The 25,369-nt window shown below is 32.2% G+C and carries 26 protein-coding genes and 1 pseudogene; 16 read left to right on the top strand and 11 right to left on the bottom strand.

The window, feature by feature from the left end; genetic code table 11:
- The 9 genes and pseudogenes from IJI93_RS01615 to IJI93_RS01575 all read left to right on the top strand — a co-directional run.
- Positions 1–327: pseudogene (locus tag IJI93_RS01615) on the top strand (6-carboxytetrahydropterin synthase); the annotation flags it as partial.
- Positions 327–1,025, top strand: a complete 699-nt coding sequence (locus IJI93_RS01610) for a 7-carboxy-7-deazaguanine synthase QueE (RefSeq protein WP_292818982.1) — start codon at positions 327–329, stop codon at positions 1,023–1,025. The pseudogene IJI93_RS01615 and the gene IJI93_RS01610, both read left to right, overlap by 1 nt.
- Positions 1,026–1,086: 61 nt before the next feature.
- A complete protein-coding gene (locus tag IJI93_RS01605) occupies positions 1,087–2,022 on the top strand; it encodes a CBS domain-containing protein (RefSeq protein WP_292818979.1) in 936 nt (311 codons plus the stop codon).
- Between the two features lie 22 nt (positions 2,023–2,044).
- Positions 2,045–2,845 carry a CBS domain-containing protein gene (locus tag IJI93_RS01600; RefSeq protein ID WP_292818976.1) on the top strand — a complete coding sequence of 267 codons (801 nt, stop codon included), beginning with the start codon at positions 2,045–2,047 and terminating at the stop codon, positions 2,843–2,845.
- A gap of 36 nt (positions 2,846–2,881) precedes the next feature.
- Complete coding sequence (pheA, locus tag IJI93_RS01595; RefSeq protein ID WP_292818989.1) at positions 2,882–3,685, top strand: prephenate dehydratase; 804 nt, start codon at positions 2,882–2,884, stop codon at positions 3,683–3,685.
- A gap of 61 nt (positions 3,686–3,746) precedes the next feature.
- The gene (locus IJI93_RS01590; RefSeq protein ID WP_292818973.1) at positions 3,747–4,406 is read left to right on the top strand and encodes an endoglucanase; all 660 of its coding nucleotides are present in this window, start codon (positions 3,747–3,749) and stop codon (positions 4,404–4,406) included.
- A 29-nt stretch (positions 4,407–4,435) separates the two neighbouring features.
- Positions 4,436–4,975, top strand: coding sequence for a PsbP-related protein (locus IJI93_RS01585; RefSeq protein WP_292818969.1), 540 nt, complete (start codon positions 4,436–4,438; stop codon positions 4,973–4,975).
- A gap of 23 nt (positions 4,976–4,998) precedes the next feature.
- Entirely contained in the window at positions 4,999–5,511 is a 513-nt protein-coding gene (locus IJI93_RS01580; RefSeq protein WP_292818966.1) for a flavoprotein, read from the top strand.
- Positions 5,512–5,542: 31 nt separating this feature from the next.
- Positions 5,543–6,157 carry a phosphopantothenoylcysteine decarboxylase gene (locus IJI93_RS01575; protein ID WP_292818963.1) on the top strand — a complete coding sequence of 205 codons (615 nt, stop codon included), beginning with the start codon at positions 5,543–5,545 and terminating at the stop codon, positions 6,155–6,157.
- A 653-nt stretch (positions 6,158–6,810) separates the two neighbouring features.
- On the opposite strand, the gene IJI93_RS01570 is transcribed toward IJI93_RS01575, so the two are convergent.
- Positions 6,811–7,452, bottom strand: a complete 642-nt coding sequence (locus tag IJI93_RS01570) for a fibrillarin-like rRNA/tRNA 2'-O-methyltransferase (protein ID WP_292818960.1) — start codon at positions 7,450–7,452, stop codon at positions 6,811–6,813.
- A gap of 3 nt (positions 7,453–7,455) precedes the next feature.
- Complete coding sequence (locus IJI93_RS01565; protein ID WP_292818958.1) at positions 7,456–8,607, bottom strand: NOP5/NOP56 family protein; 1,152 nt, start codon at positions 8,605–8,607, stop codon at positions 7,456–7,458.
- A 92-nt stretch (positions 8,608–8,699) separates the two neighbouring features.
- Here IJI93_RS01565 and IJI93_RS01560 point away from each other — a divergent pair, with 92 nt between their 5' ends.
- From IJI93_RS01560 to IJI93_RS01540, 5 genes are read left to right on the top strand one after another with little or no spacing between them, the layout of a single operon-like run.
- On the top strand, positions 8,700–9,239 hold the full coding sequence (locus IJI93_RS01560) for a glycosyl transferase (protein ID WP_292818956.1): 540 nt from the start codon (positions 8,700–8,702) through the stop codon (positions 9,237–9,239).
- A gap of 36 nt (positions 9,240–9,275) precedes the next feature.
- On the top strand, positions 9,276–10,187 hold the full coding sequence (locus tag IJI93_RS01555; protein ID WP_292818953.1) for a dihydroorotate dehydrogenase: 912 nt from the start codon (positions 9,276–9,278) through the stop codon (positions 10,185–10,187).
- Positions 10,188–10,189: 2 nt separating this feature from the next.
- Positions 10,190–10,990 (top strand): dihydroorotate dehydrogenase electron transfer subunit, encoded by an 801-nt coding sequence (locus IJI93_RS01550; protein ID WP_292818950.1) that lies wholly within the window; start codon positions 10,190–10,192, stop codon positions 10,988–10,990.
- 9 nt (positions 10,991–10,999) lie between these two features.
- A complete protein-coding gene (locus IJI93_RS01545) occupies positions 11,000–12,019 on the top strand; it encodes an AI-2E family transporter (RefSeq protein ID WP_292818947.1) in 1,020 nt (339 codons plus the stop codon).
- Position 12,020: 1 nt separating this feature from the next.
- On the top strand, positions 12,021–13,805 hold the full coding sequence (locus IJI93_RS01540; RefSeq protein WP_292818944.1) for a DNA-directed DNA polymerase: 1,785 nt from the start codon (positions 12,021–12,023) through the stop codon (positions 13,803–13,805).
- A 35-nt stretch (positions 13,806–13,840) separates the two neighbouring features.
- On the opposite strand, the gene comC is transcribed toward IJI93_RS01540, so the two are convergent.
- From comC to psmB, 4 genes are all read right to left on the bottom strand, one after another.
- Positions 13,841–14,869: an L-sulfolactate dehydrogenase gene (gene comC, locus IJI93_RS01535; protein WP_292818941.1), complete on the bottom strand. Its 1,029-nt coding sequence runs from the start codon at positions 14,867–14,869 to the stop codon at positions 13,841–13,843.
- 27 nt (positions 14,870–14,896) lie between these two features.
- Positions 14,897–15,916, bottom strand: coding sequence for a phosphoribosylformylglycinamidine cyclo-ligase (purM, locus tag IJI93_RS01530; RefSeq protein WP_292818938.1), 1,020 nt, complete (start codon positions 15,914–15,916; stop codon positions 14,897–14,899).
- 118 nt (positions 15,917–16,034) lie between these two features.
- Entirely contained in the window at positions 16,035–17,948 is a 1,914-nt protein-coding gene (locus IJI93_RS01525) for a beta-CASP ribonuclease aCPSF1 (RefSeq protein ID WP_292818934.1), read from the bottom strand.
- Between the two features lie 132 nt (positions 17,949–18,080).
- Positions 18,081–18,695, bottom strand: coding sequence for an archaeal proteasome endopeptidase complex subunit beta (gene psmB / locus IJI93_RS01520; protein ID WP_292818931.1), 615 nt, complete (start codon positions 18,693–18,695; stop codon positions 18,081–18,083).
- A gap of 186 nt (positions 18,696–18,881) precedes the next feature.
- Here psmB and IJI93_RS01515 point away from each other — a divergent pair, with 186 nt between their 5' ends.
- Positions 18,882–19,619, top strand: coding sequence for a class I SAM-dependent methyltransferase family protein (locus tag IJI93_RS01515; protein WP_292818928.1), 738 nt, complete (start codon positions 18,882–18,884; stop codon positions 19,617–19,619).
- Here IJI93_RS01515 and cofG read toward each other — a convergent pair.
- From cofG to IJI93_RS01490, 5 genes are all read right to left on the bottom strand, one after another.
- Positions 19,606–20,694, bottom strand: coding sequence for a 7,8-didemethyl-8-hydroxy-5-deazariboflavin synthase subunit CofG (gene cofG / locus IJI93_RS01510; protein ID WP_292818925.1), 1,089 nt, complete (start codon positions 20,692–20,694; stop codon positions 19,606–19,608). The genes IJI93_RS01515 and cofG overlap by 14 nt on opposite strands.
- Before the next feature lie 3 nt (positions 20,695–20,697).
- Entirely contained in the window at positions 20,698–21,138 is a 441-nt protein-coding gene (locus IJI93_RS01505) for a DUF2120 family protein (RefSeq protein WP_292818922.1), read from the bottom strand.
- An 11-nt stretch (positions 21,139–21,149) separates the two neighbouring features.
- Positions 21,150–22,091: a GTP cyclohydrolase MptA gene (mptA, locus tag IJI93_RS01500; protein WP_292818919.1), complete on the bottom strand. Its 942-nt coding sequence runs from the start codon at positions 22,089–22,091 to the stop codon at positions 21,150–21,152.
- Between the two features lie 238 nt (positions 22,092–22,329).
- A complete protein-coding gene (locus IJI93_RS01495; RefSeq protein WP_292807033.1) occupies positions 22,330–22,806 on the bottom strand; it encodes an Lrp/AsnC family transcriptional regulator in 477 nt (158 codons plus the stop codon).
- A gap of 228 nt (positions 22,807–23,034) precedes the next feature.
- Positions 23,035–24,198: a tRNA (guanine(10)-N(2))-dimethyltransferase gene (locus IJI93_RS01490; RefSeq protein WP_292818916.1), complete on the bottom strand. Its 1,164-nt coding sequence runs from the start codon at positions 24,196–24,198 to the stop codon at positions 23,035–23,037.
- Between the two features lie 107 nt (positions 24,199–24,305).
- Between IJI93_RS01490 and IJI93_RS01485 the strand changes: the two genes are divergently transcribed.
- Positions 24,306–25,369 (top strand): DegT/DnrJ/EryC1/StrS aminotransferase family protein (locus IJI93_RS01485; RefSeq protein ID WP_292818913.1); only part of this gene is annotated, 1,064 nt, incomplete at its 3' end.

The raw sequence follows: 25,369 nt of genomic DNA, 5'->3' as shown, positions 1-25,369 counted from the left end.
ATCTGTGATGAACTGGATCACAGATTATTAATTCCCGTTTACAATAACTTAATTGATTTTAAGGATTTTGACAAGGACAAGGATTCTATTTTTGATTTAAAAAATCAAAAATCAGTTTACTTTAAAATTGATGGTAAAGGGTATTCTCTTCCATCTGTGGACTGCGTATTTTTACCGCTTCCCTATACTTCTGCTGAAGAATTATCAAAGTTTTTTGCAGAAACTTTATCAAAAAAACTTTCTGAAACATATGATAATCTTGAATATGTTTCAGTTTGCGTAAATGAGGGAATCGGTCAGGGAGCAATGTATAGGAAAGATTTATGATGAAAGCTCCAATAATTGAAATTTTTTCATCTTTTCAAGGTGAAGGCCTTTTAATAGGTCAAAGACAAATATTTGTTAGATTTGCAGGTTGCAATTTAAATTGCAATTACTGTGACACCAATGACAGTAAATCTGAAAAATCAGGAAAGTCAATGACTCCTCAAGAGGTCACAGATGAAATTAACAGATTATTGACTCCTGATTGCAGAACTATTTCATTTACTGGAGGTGAGCCTAGCTTATATCCTGAGTTTATTTCACAGGTTAGTAAAAACTTTGATTTGGATATCATGCTGGAAACAAATGGTACTTTGCCAGACAATATTGATTTAATTGAAAAATTAGATGTGGTCTCTTTAGATATAAAATTGCCTGAGCATTTTGACGGTGATTTTGATGAGGAAATTTTTTCAAATGAGATTAAATCACTAAATTTATTAATGGCGAAGTGTATAAATGTATATTGTAAAGTAGTTATATTGCCTTCAACAAAAATAAAGTCATTTAAAGAGGTAATCAAAAAATTATCCGATAATATTTCAAGCAAAAGTGGCCTTCAAATAATTATCCAACCTTCTAGTCCATTGAATGAATGGAAGGACCTTAATTTTAAATTATTTGAGTTTTCCGAGATTGTTGGGCAATATTTTGAAGTTGTTACTATTCCTCAGATTCATAAAATTTTGGATATTGAGTAATTTTGTTTTTAATGAATTGATTTTATTTTTAAGGAAATATAATTATATTAGAGGTGCGAATATGAAAGATAAAACATCCATTAACAGAAAATCAAATACAGGTGCAATTGAACGCGAAACTAAAGTTCATGATAAAGAAGGGGACATCATGGCTATTGCTACTAGAGATGTAATTTCTATCCCTCCTTCAAAAAGTATCAAAGACACTGCTAAAGTTATGATGGAACATGAATTTAGAAGATTGCCAATTACAGACCCTGGTTCTGGTAAATTATTAGGTATTGTAACCGTAATGGATATATTAGATTTCTTTGGCGGAGGAAAAAAATTCAATATTATTGAGAAAAAATATGAAGATAACTTTTTAGCAGCAATCAACGAGCCTGTCAAAGAAATTATGACACGTGATTTAATCACATTATCTCACAAAGCTTCTATTGGAGAAACTATTGATACAATGTTGGCTAATCAATTAGGTGCTATACCTCTCACTGATGCTGACGAAAAACTTGCAGGAATTGTTACTGAAAGGGATATTGCTTTATCCTTAGCCGGAGTGGCAGGAAAAGAAACAGTACAAGATTATATGAGTCCTAAAGTATTCACTACAACTCCTGGAACTCCTCTTGAAGGAGCATGTAAAATCATGGTTAGAAATGGTTTAAGAAGAATTCCAATTGTTGGAGGGGAAGCAGATATTTCTAAAGCAGCTAAAAAATTATTAGGTATCTTAACTTCCACTGATGTTATAAGATTCTTAAATGCAAAAGAATTGTTCGATCATTTAAATTCTAATTTAGCAACTGATGTTTTAAAAACAATCGTTTCTGAAATAATGGTTGAAGACCCTATAACCGTCGAACCTACAATGACTATCGGAGAGTTATGCGAACTGTTTGCCGAAAAGAATATTGGTGGAGTGCCGGTTGTTAAAAATGATGCAATAATGGGAATTATCACTGAAAGGGACATATTAAATGCAGTTAAAAGATATTAAGTATTAAATAGGAGATGATAATATGCAAATTAAGAATTTGATGTCTGAAGATTTAATTACTGTAGACAAAGATCAAAATCTTACTGATGCGTTGAAACTATTCCGCAAACATAATGTATCTCGTTTACCTGTAACTAATAATAAAGAGTTGGTTGGCATTATCTCAGAAAGGGATATTGCAAACAAGCTCGGTTCTTCAAAATATGAGAGCATGCCTGCATCAAGACTTCATGTTTCATCTGTAATGGTTAAAGATGTCATTACAGTTCCTCAATCAATGAGATTAGGTGAAGTCGCAAAAATAATGTTGGATAAAGGCATTGGTTCTGTTCCAGTAATGGACGATGATAAAATGGTTGGAATAGTATCAAAAGCCGATTTTGTTACTCTTGCAGTAGGAATTGCATTTGATAAGATAACTGTAAAAGAAATAATGTCTAAAAATTTAATTTCAGTATCTCCAACAGAAAGGATTATTCATGCAAGAAGACTAATGCTTGAAGAACATGTTGGCAGATTGCCTGTTGTCGATGAGGGGGAACTTGTTGGGATGATTACTTCAAAAGATTTGATGAGGGCTTTCATCGAATTTAGAAAATCTGTCCCGGAAAAGTATCAGAAATCTCAAATTAAAGATCTTCTGGTTGAAGACATCATGTCTAAAAACCCAACTTTTGTTTCAAAAGATTTGTCCATAACTGAAGTTTCTAATATCATCATGGAAACTGGTTTTAATGGATTGCCAGTTGTTGAAGATGGTGAAGTTGTGGGTATTATAACTCAAACTGATATTTTAAGACTAATTGAAAAATTAGAATCTTAAATATCTCTTTTTTTATTTTTTTTAGGGGGAATTTATATTACATTTGTATCTTTTTTAGGTCCTAAAGGGACTTTCACTCATGAAGCGGCTAGTCTGGTTGGTGGTGAGTTAATTCCTTATTGCACTATTCCTGCGGTAATGGAAAGCGTAAAAAATGGGGAATGTTCCTTGGGTGTTGTACCAATTGAAAATTCCATTGAGGGTCCTGTGGGAATAACTTTAGACTCTTTAGCCCATAAATTTGATTTACAAATAGTAAATGAGATAATTATTCCAATCAATCAAAACCTAATTGTAAATCCTGGAACAAAATTAGAAGATATCAGCGACGTATATTCTCATTCTCAAGCTATTGCACAATGTCAGGAGTATATCGCCGAACATAAAATACAACCTCATTATGCGATAAGTACTGCAAGAGCGGCAAAAAGCATTATCGGCGATAAAACTAAAGCAGCCATTGGCAATGCAAAGTCCGCGGAATTATACGATTTGGAAATTCTTGAATCCAATATTCAGGACATGGATAATAATCAAACAAGATTTGTTGTTCTCTCGAAGGAAAGTCATGGAATAACTGGAAAAGACAAAACTTCGATTATCTTTTCGATTTATGAGGACCGTCCCGGAGGATTATATAACATTCTAGGATTTTTTCAAAAGAATAACATTAACTTAACCAAAATCGAATCTAGGCCTTCTAAAAAAGGTTTGGGTAAATATTTGTTCTTTGTAGATTTTATAGGTCATAAAGATGAGGTTATCATACAGAACATATTGGAAGAAATAAAGGAAAATACTTATTTTTTTAAAGTTTTAGGTTCTTATCCTGAATTCTAGTTAAACTTATAAATCAATGTTTCAATATATTATATCATTATAATGTTTATGGAGGGTAGGTATGTCAGACGATAGAGAAAAACTTCTTAAAATTATGGCTAGTTTAGAAGACGATTATAACACGGGTAAGATTTCTGCTGACAAATATAGTTATTTTCGTTCTAAATATGAAGACAAATTAAATACTATCGATGCTCAAGCAGCTACTAGAAGAATTAGATCTATGCAAGGCAAATCTACTAGCAATACTGCTAAAAAGAGAAAAAGAAGTAGAAAGCCTACCAAAAATAAGAAAAAAGAAGAACAAGATTTGGTTCAGAAATATATCATTAATCCTAAAAAAGGTGATGCAAAATATAATAAAACTAAAAAATCATCAATGGATAGTGGTACTTTTAAATTATTATTGTTATTGATATTAGTAATAGGATTTACCGCAGGTGTTGCATATGGTATTTTCAATTTTGATTTTAATGAGTTGTCCAATTCAGATTCTGTAGCTATCGTTCAAGATACTGCATTCCCTGAATTTAATGAAGTGAAGGTTACTAACACGACATCAGATTCTAATTCAAATTATTCTTATTCCACAATTGAAACTACTACTGATGATTCAAGTAGTCCATCCACTCCGGATAGCGATGGTTCTGATAGTGGTGGTTCTGATAGTGGTGGTTCTGATGATGGTGGTGGAGACAATCCTTCAAATCAGGGTAACTGAGGATAATCCTCTTAATTAAAGGTGAAACTATGGAGAAGAAAATATTGAAAAGAGGTATTGTTATATTAACATTGGTGCTGTTGCTCATGTCTGTTTCAGTAGTTAGTGCAGATTCAAATGCCACCAGCATTTTAACTTTATCCAATAGTGGCATTACTATTACTTACCCTTCTGATTGGGGAAATTCAAAAGCAGTATCTGCAGATTCAATAATGGCAATATCTAAATTAAATTCAATAGATTCCTTTGGTGTTGGTCAAGTGAATATTAATGTTGAAAAAAGGCCGATTGAAGGAGATTTTTATACTTTTGTTAACAGTACCTACAAATCAATGGAAAATGATCCGGATTATGAAATTGTCTCTTCAGGATCTTTAGTCCTTGAAGGGAATGATGCACTGGAATATATTTATACATCTAATGTAGATGGTGTTCAAAAGCAACATAAGGCAGTCTGGTTTGAAAAAGGAGGTCAAGCGTATGTTTTGCTTTATAGTGCACCTGTAGGTCAGTTTGAAGATAATTTGTATGTTTTTGATTATATCTTATCAGACATTCAAATTACTTAATTTCTTTTTTTAGGTGTTTTAAAATGATTGTATTATGTGTTACAGGTAGTATTGCAGCTACCGAATCAATAAAATTAGCTCGCGAATTTAGAAGAAACGATGTTGAAGTTAAATGCTTTATGAGTGAGGCTGCATGTGAAATCATTCATCCAAATTCTATGGAATTCGCAACCGGCAACGAAGTTGTAACTAAGTTAACAGGTAAAATAGAGCATGTCAAATATTCTCAGGAAGATTTGATATTGGTTGCGCCGGCCACTGCAAATACAATTTCTAAGTTTGCCCATAAGATAGCTGATGATGCAATTTCAACTTTATTGATTACAGCTTATGGTCATGATACGCCGATTATTTTTGTTCCTTCAATGCATGATTCAATGTATGCTGCAATTAAGGAAAATATCGATAAAATTAAGCACGAAAAATCTGCTATATTTATCAATCCAAGAATGGATGAGGGAAAAGCTAAGTTTCCATCAAAAGAAGACATTGTTCTTGAATCATTGAGAACTATCAATTTAAATAAAAAGGAATGATACTATCAAAGGTAAAAAAATTTTAATAAGTATGGGTGGAACTTATGAACCCATAGACTCTGTTAGGGGAATAACTAATAAATCTTCTGGAAAAATGGGTTTGGAACTAGCTAAAGAGGCTTATATTCGCGGTGCTGATTTGACATTAGTTGTGGCTAATGTCACTGTGGATATTCCTTCTGTTTTTGACGTAATTCATGTTGAAACTAGTAGCGAAATGAATGATGCTATTTTAAGTTTAATTTCTGATTATGATGTTTTCATTTCTGTAGCGGCGGTTTCGGATTTTGAGTTTGGAAGAAAATCAGATAAGAAAATTGATTCAAGTACTTCACTTTCACTAAATTTGAAACCAACCACTAAAATCATTCGTCAAATTAAAAAAATCAATCCTGAAATATTCCTGGTTGGATTTAAGGCTGAATTTAATATATCTCGTGATGATATAATCAATTGTGCTAAAAAGCAGATTGCCGATGCAGGTACAGATTTAGTTATTGCAAATGATATTTCAAAAGAGGGTTGTAGTTTCGGATCTGATAACAATGAGGTATTGATTGTTGATGAAAATGTTTTATCAGTTCCTCTTGCATCAAAAAGGGAAATTGCAAAAACAATTTTGGATGTAATTTCAAAAAAAATATAGTTAGATGTAGATATATAAATTAATATTCTATTTTTTTAATATTCACTTTGATATTCTTTAATTCATGTTAATTTATTTTAACTGTATTGTCTAAAACCATATGGAATTTTAAATGTAAAATCGATATTTTGGATAGTGATGTTTTGCATGTCTTATCGGTATTTTTAAAAAATTTGTTGAAAAAATTAATTCTTTCATTATACTTTATTTTTTAATTTTCAATTTGTATCTATTTTATTTTTGATATGTATTTTTATTTTCTGTTCAAAGTTAATTTCAATTTAAACATTTAACTGATTCAATTATTGAGTGCATGTTGTAATTTTTTAAACGAATTCAAGCATTAAAAAGTAATACTTTTCTAAATAAAATAAGAAAAATCTTCTTTGAAAAAAAATCTTTTTAAAATAAGTATTTCAATAAAATAAGTTCATGCCTTTAGGCGTTAGTTAAATGGAGTGATTAATAGAGTGAATCAACCTAAAGGACGTTTCAATGAACTTTTATTTTATTTGCATTAGCATATTTTATATTTTATTTCATAGTATAAAAAGGTATTGGAGTAATACTTTTTTGGTATTTTTGTAGTAATTTTTTATATTTCTCACAGCTATTTTTTTTCTCATTTGCGATGTAAAATTACTTATTTTTTTTTAAAAGTTTTTCTCTACTAAAAATGCAATATGGTCTTTTTCGTATGGTTCCAGTTTTACTTTTTCAACAATCTTAAAACCTTTTTCTTTCAATTTCTTTTCTTGTTCCTTGAATATCTTTTTAGGTTTTTGTACGACATCAATACTTCTAGCTTTTATCATTAAAAGACCTACTCCATCATCCTTGGAAAATAATTTCATGTTTTTCATAAACAATTCACTTTGATTTGGTTGGGCAACATCACAGTATACTAAGTCTGATTTTTCAACAATGTTTAGATATCCTTTGGGTTTGGTTGCATCACCTAAAATCGGAGAAATATTAAGCCTTTGGCGGGAAAGTTGGACTAGTTTTTTGGCTGTTGTAGGTGAAAATTCAACAGCATATATCCTTCCATTGATTACAATGTCTGAAATGTGGGAAACAGTTGTTCCGGTTGATGCACCTAAGTACAATACTTTTGAGGTGTCCAGAATCTCTAGATTTTCCAACCCATTTAAAAGGGCTGCTGCTAGTTTTGAGCGTCTAGGATTCCATATCCTATATTCTTCATCTTCTATAATTAATTCTTCTCCATATACTGATATTCCGGGAGTCAAATTTTTAGTTGCAACATTTCCATCTTTATAATACACTTTCATGGCCTATCTCCTTTTCTTTTTATTTCTTCCTTTTTTCCGCTTATTTTTTGTTTTGGACTTTTCTTCTTTTCTTTTTTTAGTAGTTTTTGTTGGAAATGGATTATTTTTTTCTATTTCTTCAACTTTATCTTTAAATTCATCTGCAACATTTTCATCAAGGGTTCTAGTAAAAACATCCCTTCTAACAGCTAAAGATATTTTTCCAGCAAGCATTCTAGCAATTTTTCCCCTATTCCACCATTTAGCGCCACGAACCTGCGGATGTTGGTATATTAAACCATATTTTGGTGGCCTATCCCCGCTCTTTAAATGCCTAAATAATGCTTTTTCAGCACCCATAATTTGAACTGTACTGGATGGATACATTGCAAGGCGTTTTATTCCTCCTGCATGTGAAATTAATTTCGCGCCTAATGTTGAACCAACTAACAGCCTTAAATTTGGAGCTATGGATTCCATTTTATGGTCAATATATTCTTCGATATTTTTTCTGGATTTTTGAAGTTCAAAGATGGAATTGGCATAATTATTCATTATTTCCAGATCTTCAATGTTGATGTCATCTTCAAGATCAATAATATTATTCGGAAATGCATCAGGCTTTGCTTTTATGATTTCATCTTTTGTTTTATTCTGAGAAATTAACTTTATATAAGTTTCATTATTTTTAATAATGTCCATTTCAGGGAAATATAATGCATACCATTCTCTTATTCTTTCAATCAGTTTGGATATTGTCTCATCTATTTCATCAATGGAGTTAACTGCCTGAATCAAGTGTTTATCTTCAGAGGCAGATTCTTTTTTAATCTTATAGATTGCTAAATTTTGATATACTTCGGTAATTTCATCATTGTCTAAGTTAAATTTTTTATAGTTATTTCTAAGATATTCCCCTGCCCGATTAGGGGTTTCAATTTTAATTTTTTCATTATCATAATCGGATAATCGTTTATTTGACTCGATGATGATTTCATCATAATCCTTTGAAACTTCTTCGATTATCTCAAGCTCTTCTTTGACAATTTTTTTATCATTGATATCTGCAAATCTTTGGACAATTTCATCTTCAGGGAATAATTTTTTAGCTATTATTTCATTATCTTCATTAAAAGCCAAATATCCTTTGATGCAGTAAGTTATATAACATTCCATGAATTAAAATATTTTTTTTATATTATAAAAAGATTTAATTTATTTAAAGGTTAAAATAGTTTATAGAATTTATAATTATTGGATTTGTAATTATGTCAAAACAGAGTATTGGAGATTTGAAAGATGAACTTGAGCTTAAAAATGCCGAGATAGATGAGCTTAATATGGAACTTGAAGCTAAAAAGGAAGAGATAAATAAATTAAAATTGTATTCAACTAAATTGAAATATGAAAATAAAAATTTGGAAGATAAATTAGACACAAAAATCGATTATGACAAGGCTAGAATGAAGGAATTGGATGAGCTTCAAGAAAAAATCAAGGAAAAGGAAGAAATAATTGAAGACAAGCATGATCAAGTAAAATATTTAAGGTCATTAATCGATGATTACAAGCATCAGATAAGTTCAAATTCGCAAAATTTAGAGCTTCAATTAAGAAAAATTTCTAAAACTTATGAAGATTTACTAAAACAAAAGGATTTAATCATCGAAAAACAGGATGAACAAATTGACAATTTAATAAAATCTAAAGAAGAATTAATCAAATCCAATAAAACTAATGTCATTAGCTTAAAATTGCAAAATGAAAAATATCAGGAAATTATTGAAAAATTAACAAAAACTAATTAAATAATTAAAATCAGAAATAATATTTAGGTTGATATAATGTTAAAAACAAATGTTTGTGGAGTGGAATTTAGAAATCCATTGATGCTGGCGGCAGGCATTATGGGAAGTAATGCTTCATCAATGAATTGGATTTTAAAATCAGGTGCTGGAGGCGTAGTTTCTAAATCCTTTTCTTTAAATCCTCATCCTGGTTATGTAAACCCTACAACCGTCGCGGTTGAAGGAGGCATCATTAACGCAATTGGACTTTCCAATCCGGGTGTTGAAAACTTCAAAGAGGAATTGAAAAAGATTAATCATGAGAATAATGTTGTAATTGCATCAATTTATGGTGCAACACCGGATGAGTTTTCTACATTGGTTAGTGAAGTTCAGGAATACGTTGATATGATTGAATTAAACATTTCTTGCCCTCATGCAATGGACGGTTACGGTGCTTCAATTGGACAGGATTGTAATTTGAGCCACACTATAGTTTCAGCTTCAAAAGATGCTTCTGATGTACCGATAATTGCCAAATTGACACCTAATGTAACTGATATTACTGAAATCGCAAAAACATGTGAAGATGCAGGTGCAGATGCCCTATCTTTAATTAATACTTTAGGGCCTGGAATGAAAATCAACATCGATGTGGCCCGACCAGTTTTATCAAATAAATTTGGTGGAATGAGTGGCCGTGCAATTAAACCGATAGCCGTAAGGAATGTCTATTCAGTTTACGAAGCAGTTGATATTCCTTTGATAGGCGTTGGGGGAATTTATACTTTTGAAGATGTTGTTGAATTTATCTATGCTGGCGCTCGTGCAGTACAAATCGGTACGGCAATAATGGATAAGGGTGTTGAAGTATTTAAAAAGATTAATAATGGTTTAGCAAAGTTCATGACCGAAAAGGGATTTTCATCAATTGATGAGATGGTTGGACTTGCACATGAGGAGTTGTAAAAATGATTAATGAACCGAAAATTGTTGAAATTAAAGAAATTATTGATGAAACTCCTACAATTAAAACTTTTAAATTTGATTGGGACATGGAAAAATTAGGTCGCCCGAATCCAGGTGAATTTATAATGGTTTGGAATTTTAAAAATGAAAAACCTATGTCCATTTCACAAATTAATGATAATGAGTTGGCTATTAGTGTTAAAAATATAGGTGAATTCACTTCTCAATTGCATGATTTGAATATTGGAGATCAAATCGGAATTAGGGGCAGTTATGGTAATGGTTTTAATAATTCATTTGAGGCAAAGAATATAATTGCTATTGGTGGAGGGGTTGGAATGGCTCCTATTAATGCAATTGCCAGTGATTTAGTTAAAAAAGGCAATAATGTTGATGTTATCTCAGCTGCCGTTACCAAAGAGGAATTGCTGTTTTCAGATTTACTTGAAAAGATAGGCGCCAATGTCCATAACTGCACTGATGATGGAAGTTTTGGTTTTAAGGGCTTTGCAACTGACTGTTTAAAAGAGTTGCTTAAAGACTCTTCTTATGATTATGCATTTGTTTGTGGACCTGAAATAATGATGAAAGGGATTTTCGACATTCTTGAAGATGCAAAAATTCCTGCCCAGTATTCTCTGGAAAGATACATGAAATGTGCATTAGGAATATGCGGACAATGCTGTGTTGATAGTGAAGGTTGGAGAATCTGTGTTGAAGGTCCTGTTTTTGAAAATGATAAAATTAGTAAAATAACTGAATTTGCAAAATATAGAAGAGATGCTTCCGGTTTAAAATATTAAGGTGATAAAATGGAAATTGACATTAAAGAGTATTTAACCCCGCCAATATTATTGATATTGTTTTTGTTAGTAGTATCTTTAATGATAGTATTTCCTGTTTTAAACATGATTATCCTAGGGGCTATTTTGGCTTATGGTATCAGGCCGGTAGCTCGTAAATTTCAATCTAAATTGAGATATCAGTCTCCATCTATTTTTTTGGCAATGATTGTAGTATTGATACCTCTATTCCTGCTGATTTTTTATATCATATTCGAAGTTTCCACATTCGTTACATGGGTGTTAGCCAACAATCAAAGTGTTGATTTACTTTCAGGGGTAAATAAAATTTCTGCATATCTGCCTAATGGTGATTTAAGCGCTATTAATTCATATATTGACAGTACAATCAATAATATTGGAAGTTACATTTTAAACTATACAGTTAAATTTTTCAGCAAATTCGCCAATATTATTTTGGATTTATTTATTTTAGTATGCTCAGTATTCTATTTCGTTCGGGATGGGGATAACTGCTTGAACTTTGTAAAGTCATTCGTTCCAGATGATTCTAAAAAGTTTTTTGACAACACTGTTGATTCAGTTAAAAATGTTTTAAAAAGCATATTTTACGGACACTTTTTAACTTCACTCATTATTGGTATTTTTGGATGCATTGGCTATTCTATTTTAGGATACCCATTCGGTATATTTTTAGGTGTATTAACTGGAATACTTCAGTTAATTCCAGTATTTGGGCCTTGGCCTATTTATTGGGCTTTATTTTTCATAGATATGACTACAGGAAATTACACCCGTGCCGTAATAGTGTTGTTATTTGGATTTTTCCTAAGCACTATTGATATGTATATTAGACCAGCATTATCCAGTCATTATGCAGATATCCACCCATTAATATTGCTAATCGGATTTTTGGCAGGGCCTTTGGTTTATGGTGTTGTTGGTTTTATTGTGGGTCCGTTGATTTTAGGAATAACTTATGCTGTTTTGGATAGCTATAGAAATGAATATCTTCTTGGTGAGGAATAATATGGAAAGAAATGTTGTTATTTTAGACATTGATTATGTTACACATAAGGATAAACCCGTAATTCGATTATTTTCAAAGGACGGGGATAAAAATGTGGTTTTATTGGATGATACATTTGAACCATATTTGTATGTTGTCCCGGAAGACATTGATAAGTGTATATTGGAAATTCAGGAAAATCTAGATGTTGTTCGTGTTGAAAAAGTAGTTAAAAAAGATTTTCAAATCGAAAAGGAATTTTTGAAAGTTACTTTTATCCATCCTCAGGAGCTAGCAAAAAACAGAGATAAATTAAGGGATATTGAAGGTGTGCTCCAGATCAGAGAATTTGACATTCCTTTTTATAGGAGATACCTTATGGACCGTGATGTTATTCCTATGACTGAAGTAATAGCTATTGGGGAGGAAGTTGATTCGTTTCTTGATTTGGATTCTAAAAGACAGGATATTCAAATTATTAAATTAACTGATAGGCTAAAACGTGTTGATGAGTATCCTCAAAAATTTAGAATTTTAAGTTTTGACTTAGAAGTTAGAAACCCTCATGGAATGCCAAACTCCGAAGAGGATGAAATTATCATGATAGGCGTTGCCAGTAACTTTGGTATCAATCAGGTCATATCTACAAAAACAAATTCAAAGGACAGGGATGATTTTGTCAATCAAGTTGCCAGTGAAAGGGAAATGATTGAAGAATTTACAAAAATCATTAAGGAAAATAATGTGGATATCATTGTTGGATACAATTCGGATAACTTTGACTTCCCATATCTTAAGGATAGAGCTAAGATTTTAGGTGTTGATTTGGATATTGGTATGGATGAATCTGACGTTAGATATATCAGAAGGGGTTATGCCAATGCAGCTTCTCTAAAAGGATTAATTCATGTAGATTTATACCTTGTAATGAGGAGGTACATGACATTAGAAAGATATACTTTGGAAAGGGTCTATTATGAATTGTTCGGTGAAGAAAAAATTGATGTTCCCGGTGAAAAAATTTGGGAGTTCTGGGACAATGGCGGCGAGGAGTTAGACAATTTATTTGATTATTCATTGGATGATGTGATTTCTACTTTAAAAATAGCCGAACAGACATTGCCGCTTAATTTAGAACTTACCCGTATTATCGGGCAACCGTTATTTGATGTAAGCCGAATGGCTACAGGCCAACAGGCTGAATGGTTTTTGGTTAAACAGGCATATTTTGATGGGGAAGTTATTCCAAACAAACAAGGTTCTAACTTCGCTGACCGCGCTAATGCAGAAGATAACGAGGGGGGCTATGTTAAGGAACCGGAAACTGGCCTTCATGAAAATCTAGTTCAATTTGATTTTAGAAGTCTATATCCAAGTATTATCATATCTAAAAACATCTCTCCGGATGTGATGGTTTTGGGGGATGTTGAAAATGAGGATGAATATAACATTTCACCAGAACATGGTTTGAAATTCAAAAAGACACCTCAAGGTTTCATTCCATCAGTTATTGATAAAATTTTACAAGAAAGATTTAGAATCAAACATGAAATGAAAGCCTGTGAAGATGAAACTGAGAAAAAAGCTTTGGATGTACAGCAACAAGCCATTAAAAGGTTGGCAAATACTATGTATGGTATTTATGGTTTTCCTAGATTCAGGTGGTATTCATTTGAATGTGCAAAAGCCATTACCTCATGGGGAAGGCAATACATTAAATCGTCAATAAAAAAAGCAGAAGAATATGGTTTTTATACTATATATGCTGATACTGATGGTTTTTATGCCAAATATAAAAAAGAATAGTCTATTTTTAAAAAAAGAATTTGAAGAATAAAAATTTATTCTTCTATGTAGGAATCTATGTCAATATCTAAATTGTCACAGATTTCTTTTAATTGTTCATATAATTTTTCATCAATTGTAATACCATTAGCTTCAGCTTCAGCAATTCTTTTTACTTCTAAATCTCCAGGAATTGCTACGGTTTCGCCGGTTGCTCTGATTTGGGAAACAAAGTCTTCGGTATTTGCTACAAACTCTCCAAAATCTCCAAATTTGGATGGATCAATTACAACATACAAATCCCCTTTAGTACAGTCTTTATCTGGTGAAGCAGTACCTGTTACACCATGACCATATCCTGCTTGTACTAAAGGACCGGTTAAAATTTCAATCAATGCTGCAAGAGCATATCCTTTAAATCCACCAAATGGCAATATTGAGCCTTCAAGAGCAGCTTCAGGGTCATTAGTTGGATTTCCATCTTTATCTAATGCCCATCCATCAGGTAGGTCTAAACCTTTTCTTTTTGATTCGATAATTTTTCCACGTGCAGTAATTGAAGTTGCCATATCCACTGTAATATAAGTTTCAGATGGAATACCTAATGCAAGTGGATTGGTTCCGATTAAAGGTGTTTTTCCACCTAATGGTGCAATTGCCGGATCTGTATTTGCAAGGACTAATCCAATGCAGTTTTCCCTCAATGCTAAATCGGAATAAAAACCAGTTACTCCAAAGTGGTTACTATTATGCACACCAACACATCCGATTCCCACATCTTTAGCTTTTTTAATAGCTAATTGCATTGCTTTATAGGATACAGCTTGTCCAAATCCACTGTTACCATTAATCAAAGCGATTGCTGGTGTTTCTCTTTCAATTACAATATCATCTTCTAAGTTAATTGTTCCTGCTTCGATACTAATTAAGTATTGTGGGAATCTGCCGAGCCCATGTGATGTAAATCCTTTTAAATCTGCGTCTATTGTTGCTTCGGCAACATATTCTCTGTCTTCTTCACTAGCTCCTAATTTCTTTAAGATTTCTTTAACAAGAGCTATTTCATTATCTTTCATTATTTTCATTTACACACCCTCTTAATCCTTATCAAATCAGTATTCAATTTCAGATCCTTCAAAAGCTTTAACTTTTATTTTCTCATCATCGGTTACTTTTCCAATAATTTGACAGTTGCAATATTCTTTTAAAGTATCCATAATTTTTTCAGCTTCATTTTCTTCACTAATTACAACAAAACCTACTCCCATGTTAAATACCTTGTACATTTCTTCAATGTCGACATTTTGTTCATAAATAAGTTTAAATATTTCTGGAACTTCTGGAAGATCGGTTATGTCATAACCTACACCTTTTTTCAAGCGTCTAAGGTTTGTAAAACCTCCACCTGTAATATGTGCAAGTCCATTAATTTCATATTCTTTTTCAAATAATGCTACAATAGGTTTAACATATAATTCAGTTGGTCTAATCAACTCTTCACCGATAGTTGTTTCACCATTTGGCATTTTGTCATCAACAGTAAAACCAGCATCATCAAATAACGCTTTCCTTGCTAAACTATATCCGTTTGAATGAATACCATTACTTTCAATACCGATTAACACATTTCCAGGTTGGATATTTTCACCTGTAATGATTTTATCGATATCTACAAACCCAATTCCTGTGCCTGCTAAATCAAAATCTTTAATAATTCCCGGAAGTGATGCTGTTTCACCACCAATAATTGCTATCTTTGATTCTTCAGCGCCTTTTACAAGACCTTCAGCAATTTCAGAAGCTCTTTCAGGGTCAGGTTTTTCAACAGCAAGGTAATCTACTAATGCTATTGGTTCTGCTCCTACACATAGGATATCATTAACTACCATCGCTATGCAGTCTACACCTACTGTATCATATTTATTCATCATTTCTGCAATTAAGATTTTACTTCCTACACCGTCAGTACTCATTGCAATAGCTTTATCCCCTAATCTCACTAAAGCAGCATAATGACCACTGTCAGTGATAATATCCCTATAAGACAATGTTGATTTGAGCTTATCAGCCAACTTTGAAACAGTAACAGCTTCAAGGTCTATATCAACACCAGATTCTGAATAAGTAACCATTTTAACACCTAAACATTATTTGTTTAATTTAATTAGAAATAAATAAAGTAATATTGTATTAAACAATATTTTTTTACTATATATTTTGTTTTACTAAGTATTTAATTGTTTTTTTCAATTAGTGTATTCTAACACAATCTAAATTAATTGGAGTTTTAGTTTCAATTTTATAACTTCTATGGATGGAAGATGCTAAATCTACAGCCTTATAAGGGTCGCCATGACAAGTTATGACTTTTTCAGGTCTTGGATTGAGTCTTTTAACATATTCCATTAATTGCCTTCTGTTTGAGTGTCCACTAAATCCATTGATTGTTTTTATTTCCATTTTTACAATAAATTGTCTAGTTCTACCATCTTCGTCTTCAAGAGGTATTTCTTTCCATCCTTTTTGAACTCTTCTACCCATTGATCCTTCAGATTGGTAACCTACAAAGATTAATGTGTTTTTCTCATCTTCACATAACCATTTGAAGTATTCTACGGAGTTTCCTCCAGTCAACATACCTGAAGTAGATAAGATGATTGCTGGCTGTCTGCTTTCAACAATTTCTTTTCTTTGGTCATGATTTTGAACTTTTTCAAACATTTCTGAAACAAATGGGTTTCTTCCCATGTGGAATATTTGGTCTCTTAAGTCTTTGCTTAAGTACTCAGGTCTTGCTGTATGGATTGCGGTAGCTTCCCAAATCATACCATCAATATAAATTGGCACTTCTTCAATTAATCCATGTCTCATATATTCTTCTAATACAACCATAAGTTCTTGCGCCCTTCCCACAGCAAATACTGGAACTAATACTTTTCCTCCACGTTTAAGTGTTCTGTAGATTGTTTTCATCATTTCTTTTTCAGCATTGTTCCTAGATGGTTGCACATCTTCTTTTCCACCGTAAGTACTTTCCATAATTACTGTTTCGGCACGGGGGAATCTGATTGTTGCAGGTTCAAGTAATCTTGAAGGTTCGTATTTGAAATCCCCTGTATAAACTAAGTTGTGAGCTCCGTCTCCAATGTGCATATGGGATATTGCTGAACCTAAGATATGTCCCGCATTATGTAATGTTAATCTGATATCTGGAGAAATGTCAGTTACTTCTCCATAATCTAGAGTAATTGTATTTTTAATAGCTTGCTTCACATGTTTTGATGTAAATGGTAAAGGATTGCCTTCCCTGTGAGCAATATCTAAGTGGTCAAATTGTAAAAGTGTAGTTAAATCTCTTGTTGGAGTTGTACAATAAACAGGTCCTTCATATCCATAATGGTAAAGGTAAGGTACAAATCCACAGTGATCTAAGTGAGCGTGAGAAATGATGACAGCATCCAATTCCTCAATTGAAAATTCAGGTGCATTCAAGTATGGAAATGCAGTTTTATTGTCTGATGCAGCAACATTCACACCGCAGTCTAATAAAACACGACTGTTAGGTGTTTGTAAAAGCATTGATGAACGTCCTACTTCTTTAAATCCTCCCATGGAAGTAACTCTGGCCCAATCATTAGGGTGTTTGCTGCCCTGATGGATTTGACGTCCAAGACGTTGTAACATTTTTTTTCTTTCTTTGCTGCTGTTCTTTTGTATTGTTCTGATTTTTCCAATAATATCAGAACTGATTGGGGGGGTTCTTAAAATTTTAGGAGCCCATCCAGTATTTTTAACAATATTTCTTGATGTTACACCGTATTTTCCAATAACTAATCCTGGTTTTTTTGCAGTAATCACTACTTCGCCAGTAACAGTATCAAAATAAATATCAGTAATTTCTGCGCCGTCTGGAACTATTTCATGAATTTTATTTATTGTGTCTTCTGGTTCAAGTAATGCGCATTTGTCAGATCTAATAATGATCCTTTTTCTAAGTTCTTTTGCAAGTGATCTTATAAGATCGCCATTTTCAGTTATAATTTTCGGATTTTTAGTGTAAACTACAACTTCGGGTCCTTCAAATTCAACCTTTGAAACCTGAATTTCATTTGGTAGTTTATGTAAAATCTCTTTTTTGATATCTTCTAAAATGTCTGAAGTCATATAATCCCTTCAAAAAAAGTTTGTGTAGTACAAATAGTTTATGAAAAGCTTTAAGCTATAATTAGTTAAATTTCATAAACTACCTACACTATGTTATATAAAAAAATAGTTAGTTATGAAAAATTAGCTTACTTATATTTTTTCAAGAATCTCATTAATTTTTTCATTATCTAACATTTCAAATCCATTTGCATCCACTTTAGCAACTAAATATCCGTTACCGGAGTATGTGTCACGTTCAGCAGCTGCTCTAATAGCTCTTATGGCTATTTCAATTCCTTCATCGGTTGTTAAATCATCTCTAAATCTGTCTTCAAGAACACCGTATGCAACGATAGAACCTGATCCAGTTGAGATATAAGTATCCTCAATCATTCCACCTGCCGGGTCTAATGAGTAAAGAGATGGTTTGTCACCGTCCATTCCACCAAGTAATGTTTGAACATACATTGGTCCTGAACGTAAAATGTTTGCAGTTAATGAAGCTGCAGCTTTAACACTAATTTCATCGTTGTTTCTCATTTGGTAAAGAGAAACTTCTGCTTCAATAACTTTCATTAAACTTTGTGCATCTCCCACTGATCCAGCAATGGTAGTTACAATGTGATCATCAATTTTAAATATTTTTTCTGCGACTTTGTGAGCTACTAAGTTTCCCATACTAGCTCTTCTTTCGCTTGCAAATACAACTCCGTCTTTACAAGTAATTCCAACGGTTGTTGTACCTTCTAGTATTTTATCGTCCATTTAAATACACCTCATACAGTATTTAAAATATCTTATTTCAACTACTTTTAGGTTGAATATTATAAAATCGTTTTAACAAATTTTATATTAATTTTATTTAAAATCAGAATCAATTATTAGTATAAACTAACAATATTAATATTATCTATTTGCATATATAAACTTTTCTTATCAAAGGTGTATAAATTGAAATGGAAATTAATAGGAGATATCCTGATTTTGGATAATAGCTTTCATTATGAATCACAAGAAGAATTGGAAATGTTATCCAAAAAGCATAAAGCAAAAACAATAATGAAAATCGACCACATTCAAGGAACTAAAAGGGAACCTGTTTATGATGTGTTGTATGGTAGTGAAACTGAAACGATTAACAAGGAAAACGGTTGTTTATTTAAACTTGATTTGGCTAAAGTAATGTGGTCTAAAGGGAATAATAATGAAAGAGTGAGAATTGCCAAATTAGTTGAAGACGGGGAAACTGTTTTAGACATGTTTGCGGGTATTGGATATTTTTCCATCCCTATTGGTGTCCACTCAAATGCCAAGCAGATTTATTCAATTGAAATAAATCCTAATTCTTACTTTTATTTAAATGAAAATATCAGATTAAATAAACTAACAAATGTCACTCCGATTTTGGGCGATTGCATGGTTTATGCTCCTAATTATAAAGCGGATCGCATAGTAATGGGATATGTCAAGACAACTCACCATTACTTAAAAGTAGCTATTGATAGTCTTAATGAAGGGGGGATTTTGCATTATCATGAAACAGTGCCCGAAAAGTTGATGAACACACGACCAGTCGAGAGAATCAGGTCTCAGGCAGGCAATCGCGACGTTGATGTATTGAAAATAAATAAAATAAAAAAATATGCTCCCGGTGTTGAGCATGTGGTTGTTGATGCTAGGATAAATTAGCTATTTTTTCCAATAGATAGTCATTTAACCATTCATCATTGATGTATTTTTCATAAACGCATAACCTTTCGATTAATTCAAATCCTGCATCCTTTGTCAAGTTTTCAAGTTCGTCAATTCCAGGCCAAGGTGATGTGATATTGACGAAATCTGGACTTACTGGTGAAACTCCTCCCCAGTCATCAGCACCGCATAATAAAAATATTTGCGCAGTATCATTATTTAGATTAGGTGGAACTTGTATACTTACATCAGTATCCTTAAACACCAAACATCCAGCAATGACAGTTCTAATCATATCTAAAAAACTTGGTTCTGCCCAATTTTCCATTTCAATTCCGGGAATTGGTGTAAAATTTTGAATAATCACTTCTTGAATATGTCCATATTTGTCATATATGTCTTTAATTTCAAGTAATGATTCGGCGATTTCCTCTTTTGTCTCTCCGATGCCTATTAAAATTCCGGTAGTGTATGGAATTTTTAGCTTTCCTGCATTGGATATTGTTTCCAATCTCAAAGTCGGATTCTTTCCAGGACTTTTATTATGTGCAGGCAGTTCCATCAATCGTTTTGATGAATTTTCAAGCATTAAACCCATTGAAGCATTTACTTCTTTTAATCGTTTTAAATCATCATAGCTGAAATTTCCGCCATTGGTGTGGGGCAGCAGACTAGTTTCATCCAAGGTCATCTGGCAAACATCGACAATGTAGTCAATCATTTTGTCATAACCAAATTCTTGTAATCTTAATTTAACAACATCTTCCTCATCGGCATCTTCACCAAAAGCAAACATGGCCTCTTTACAACCATACTTTTCGGCTTCTTTTAAATCTTTTAAGATTTCTTCTTTGGTTTTTAGGATAATCGCTTCCGGGTCATTCGGATTCTTTTTAAAATTACAATATCCGCAGTCGTTTCGACAAATTTCAGTTAATGGTATAAAAATATTCTTAGAATAAGTAATAAGGTTATTCTCCCTATATTTTGCAGTTTCTGCCATGAATTTAATAATTTCACTATCGGTTGCATTTAATATAGTGAGAATATTTTCTTTATTTAAATCTGACATATTTCACTCTTCACGTTCTGAAACAGTAACTTCCACATAAAGTGGAGGTATTTCATTTTTATCTTCCCAAATTGCAATAACCACATCAAAACTTGGAAGTTCAAATATTTTATATCCAACTACAAGACCCATTGATTCCAATTCTTCTTTAACTCTTATGAAACCTCTGTTGTCAATGTCTCCTGTAGAAATGTTGCTTTCTTTGATATGTTTGTCTCCAGCTTTGAGAATTTCTTCTACTTTTTCGGAAGTTGCTTCTAATTCAGTTCCGCCAAGTATTTCTCCAATTTCAGTAAGTTTTGAATCAAATTCTTCAATTGGTATAACTTTTCTTGATCTTCCTCTTACAATTAGGATTCTGTCATTATTAATAGCAGGTCTTGAGCCCTTAAATGAATCGAAAAAGCCCATTACTTCTCCTGCAATTTCATAAGTTTTTCTCATTAAATCATATCCTATTGAATATTTAATTCTTCTTTTAATTCGCCCATTGTTGTTACTTTTTCAGCGAACGCATTGTGTCTGTGAATACTTTCATGATTTTCTTGACGTGCTGTTATGAGGGTATCATCAGGGAAATCAGAGTATTTGTTAGCTATTGTTTCCATCATGTTTCTTACACAGTCTTCAACAAATACAGGTTTTCTGTGAGCGTTCATAACAGTTGCATTTTCATCAGGCCTTTTCAATAATTCACAAACTGGTGAACTCATGGAATTTTCAATGATGTCGATGAACTCTTCTGCTTTCACATTTTTATCTTCCGGAACTTCCATTAACAATGTTCCAACTCCCCTCTGATTATGTGAAGCAAAAGTAACTGTGTCTAAAACTTTCTGGGTTGTTTCTGCATCTAAAAATTCTAATAATTTGTTTTTATCTGATTCTCTTACAGATTCTTGAGCACATGGACAAACAGTCATTCCAATAACTTCAGCACCAATACTTTTTCTAATGGAAACATTTCCATTTTCATCTCTTAAGCCAATAGCTTTTGCTATTAATTTAGCCATTTCTTGGGTTTTATTTTTAGTTACTGGAGACTCTCTCATAAACATAAAATCAGTGGTCATAGATATTTCAACACGTTTAGCATATTCGTGTTTTTTCATCATACAATCAACAATTCTAGCACATAATGTCTCAACATCTACGCTTGAATCCTCAGCAACAGTTTCAAGAACTTCACTGATTGCTTCAGGATTCCTGGACATGTGTACCCCTTTTTGATCATTTGGTAAGTCTACAAATGCATCAAATGTAGGTAGTAAAATTATGGGTCGTTTATTTGCCCTTTCTAGTTGTAATAATTTTTTTACTCCTGTTACACCTACTCTTGTAAGTTTAATAGGTATGCTTGGAGTGTCATCTTGGGTGTCGGGTAAGCATACTGCCAATTTTATAACCTCTTAAATATTTGATTAAGTACTACTATTTATTGATGTCTTTATATTTATATATTTAAAAGATATTTTGATTTTGAGATGTGTTTTTTTCTAATAAAATCTAATTATATTGTAAATAATTGAACAATAAATTAATATCAAATTTGATATTTTTTTAAAAAAAGTAGTTGAAAAATAAATGGGGTTGTTAAGCAGTTGTTTTTATTCAACTGCTTTAAATTTAAAAATTTTATAAAATGTTTGAAGAGCCCATATCTTCTTTAATAACATCAAGAACTGTTTGGGTGTAAGTCCTTTCTATAATTGGATCTTTCAATAGTTCTTTGATAAATGCATTTAATTCATTTGTGTTTCTGAATTTTGCAATTAGGAATGCATCATATTCTCCAGTAACATCATAGATTCCAACGACATTTTTGTTGAAGAAGGTTTTTTCTTCCCAGTTTTTAAGTTTTCCACCTTTGACTCTTACTCCGATAATTGTGGTTAAAACAAATCCAAGTTTTTCGTGGTCGATAACAGGTGAGAATTTCTTGATTACGCCGGATTTAACCATTTTGTCTATACGGTTGTGTACAGTACCTACAGAAACATCTAAACTACGGGAAATCTGTCTGTAGGATGTTCTTACATCTTCATTAATGATTTTTAAGATGTTTATATCTGTATCGTCAAGTTTTACAACATTATCTTTTGTTTTTACCATATAATCACTTCAGTTTTAATCAACGAATTTTTTATATAAACTTTGTTGAATTTAATATATAGTTAATATTATTCTTTTATATTATTTAAAAGTTAATATATTTTTTTTAATTTTTAAGGTTATTTTTCATTTTTTATAATATTTTTCTACTAACTATAAATATTTTGGAAAATTTTTAAAATTATAATTTTAGATGCTAAAAAATTATCCTGAAATTCAAAATTGTTATTATTCTTTTGATAATTGGATTAATATTCTTTTTATTTCTTCAATATTTGCATCAGTTTTTATGCCCAGTGGGTTGTAATGTGTTTTGATGGCTATGAATCCATTATTTTGTATCTCTTCAAATATTAAATCAAGCTTTGGAGCACTTATTTTCAAAGATTTGCAGATTGAATGCACATCAAAAAACGTTGCGGGAGCAGTTGCTTCATTAAGACAACTATTTAAGAGTTTTAATGCTTCTTTTTCAGTATTTATTTTTTTATGTTCGGTTTCATCAATCATTTTTTGGATAAATTCTCTATTTTGAATATTTCCTAGCCATAATGGACCTGCATGTATTAATTTTTCACCACAAACAGGACAGGTTTCTTCAATCGCACTTGCTAGGCCGTAACTTGTCTGTCTGTGAAGACAATTGCTGCAATGACTGATGTATCCCATATTTTTTAAAGACTCATCACTCTTTTTTGATCCCTTTTCAATTTTTATGTATAATCTCATATAATGTTCAGTGCTGTGGGACATTTTTATATCGATGCATTTTGAATATTTTGCCAAAGTGAGTGCAACAAAACCGGCCAGGATTCTAATCCCATTTTCATGACAGTACTCGCTTTTGTAAGGTTTGGCGTTATATTTGCGGATACATGGTTCCTTGTAAGTTCCGCATAATGCCGAAGTGTCTGTTGCTGTAACGCACAATAATGAGTTTCTGCGAGCGCAATATCCCGCTGAATCTAGAAACGGGGAAGGGGTTCCAAAAGGATCAATGTCAATAACATCAAATTCCCCTCGTTTCATTCTTAAAAACATGCTTGCGTCATGTTGATAAACTTCAATATTTTCTAAATCATTTAATTCGATATTGTGTTTTTCATATTCGTTGGCCAATTCGCTAATGTCATTTATGGCAACATTGTCCACACCGGAAATTTCATTCTTATAACGGATTCCACGTATTCCGCTACCGCCGAATAAGTCACAAATATTTATTTCTCTATCCTCTTCTTTTTGAAATACTTGGATTGCAAGAATCGATAAATCTCTATTTAATTCCATGTGGGGATTGTAAAAAACGGGTGCTTCAGATGAAACTTTTTCAAATTCGGGAAATTCAATTTTTGTTAGCCCTTCTTCAATTCTTTTTATTTTATATTCATCCATTGGTTCTCACTCATAAATTCTTTTGTTAATTATGTAATGTTTTAAATATTATTAGATTTAAATATTAGTATAGTAATTAATCTAATTTCTAGAATTTGGTGATAAATGTGTCAGAGATTAAAGTTCCTATTGCAAAACCGATTATTGGAGAAGAAGAAATAGAAAATGTAGTTGAAGTTTTAAAATCAGGGATGATTGCTCAAGGACCTAAAGTGGCAGAATTTGAACAAAAATTTGCTGAATGGGTTGGAGCAAAATATGGGATTGCTGTTAATTCAGGTACAGCAGCATTGCATGTAGCTTTATTGTCTTGCGGTATTGGCGAAGGTGATGAGGTAATTACTACTCCATTCACATTTATTGCAAGTGGAAATGCAATTGTATACACTGGCGCAAAACCTGTTTTTGCAGATATCGATTTAAAAACTTATACACTGGATCCAGATTCTATAGAAAAATTAATAACTGAAAATACTAAAGCCATTTTGCCGGTTCAGTTATACGGTCAATCTGCAAACATGGATAAAATCAATGAAATCGCCAGAAAACATGGTTTAATTGTTATTGAAGATGCAGCTCAAGCTCACGGAGCAACTTCTAACGGTAAAAAAGTAGGAAGTATGGGAGATATGGCTTGTTTTAGTTTTTACCCAACTAAAAACATGACCACTTCTGAAGGAGGAATAATTACTACTGATGATGAAGATTTGGCTGAAAACGCTAAAATGTTCAGGGCACATGGAGCTACTGTAAGATATCACCACGATGCAATAGGATATAACTTTAGGATGACTGATATTTCAGCGGCAATTGGGCTTGCGCAATTAGATAAAATCGATGATTTCAATGATAAAAGAATTGAAAATGCCGCATATTTGAATGAAGGTTTAAAAGATGTGGAAGGTGTTATCACACCATATTGTGCATATGATTCAAAACATGTATATCACCAATATACAATTCGTGTTGAAAAAGGAAATCGTGATGATTGGGTCGATATAATCAATGAATGTGGTGTTGGAACTGGTATTCATTATCCGATTCCATTATACAACCAACCAATCTATAAATCATTATGCTTTGGTGGTGATTGTCCTAATGCAGAAATTGCAGCGGATAATGTAATTTCCCTACCAGTACATCCTTCTTTAACAAAAGAAGATTTGGATTT

Origin of the sequence: Methanobrevibacter sp., from assembly GCF_017431965.1 — an archaeon.
Lineage (GTDB): Archaea > Methanobacteriota > Methanobacteria > Methanobacteriales > Methanobacteriaceae > Methanocatella.
This window is presented reverse-complemented; position numbering and strand designations above follow the sequence as displayed.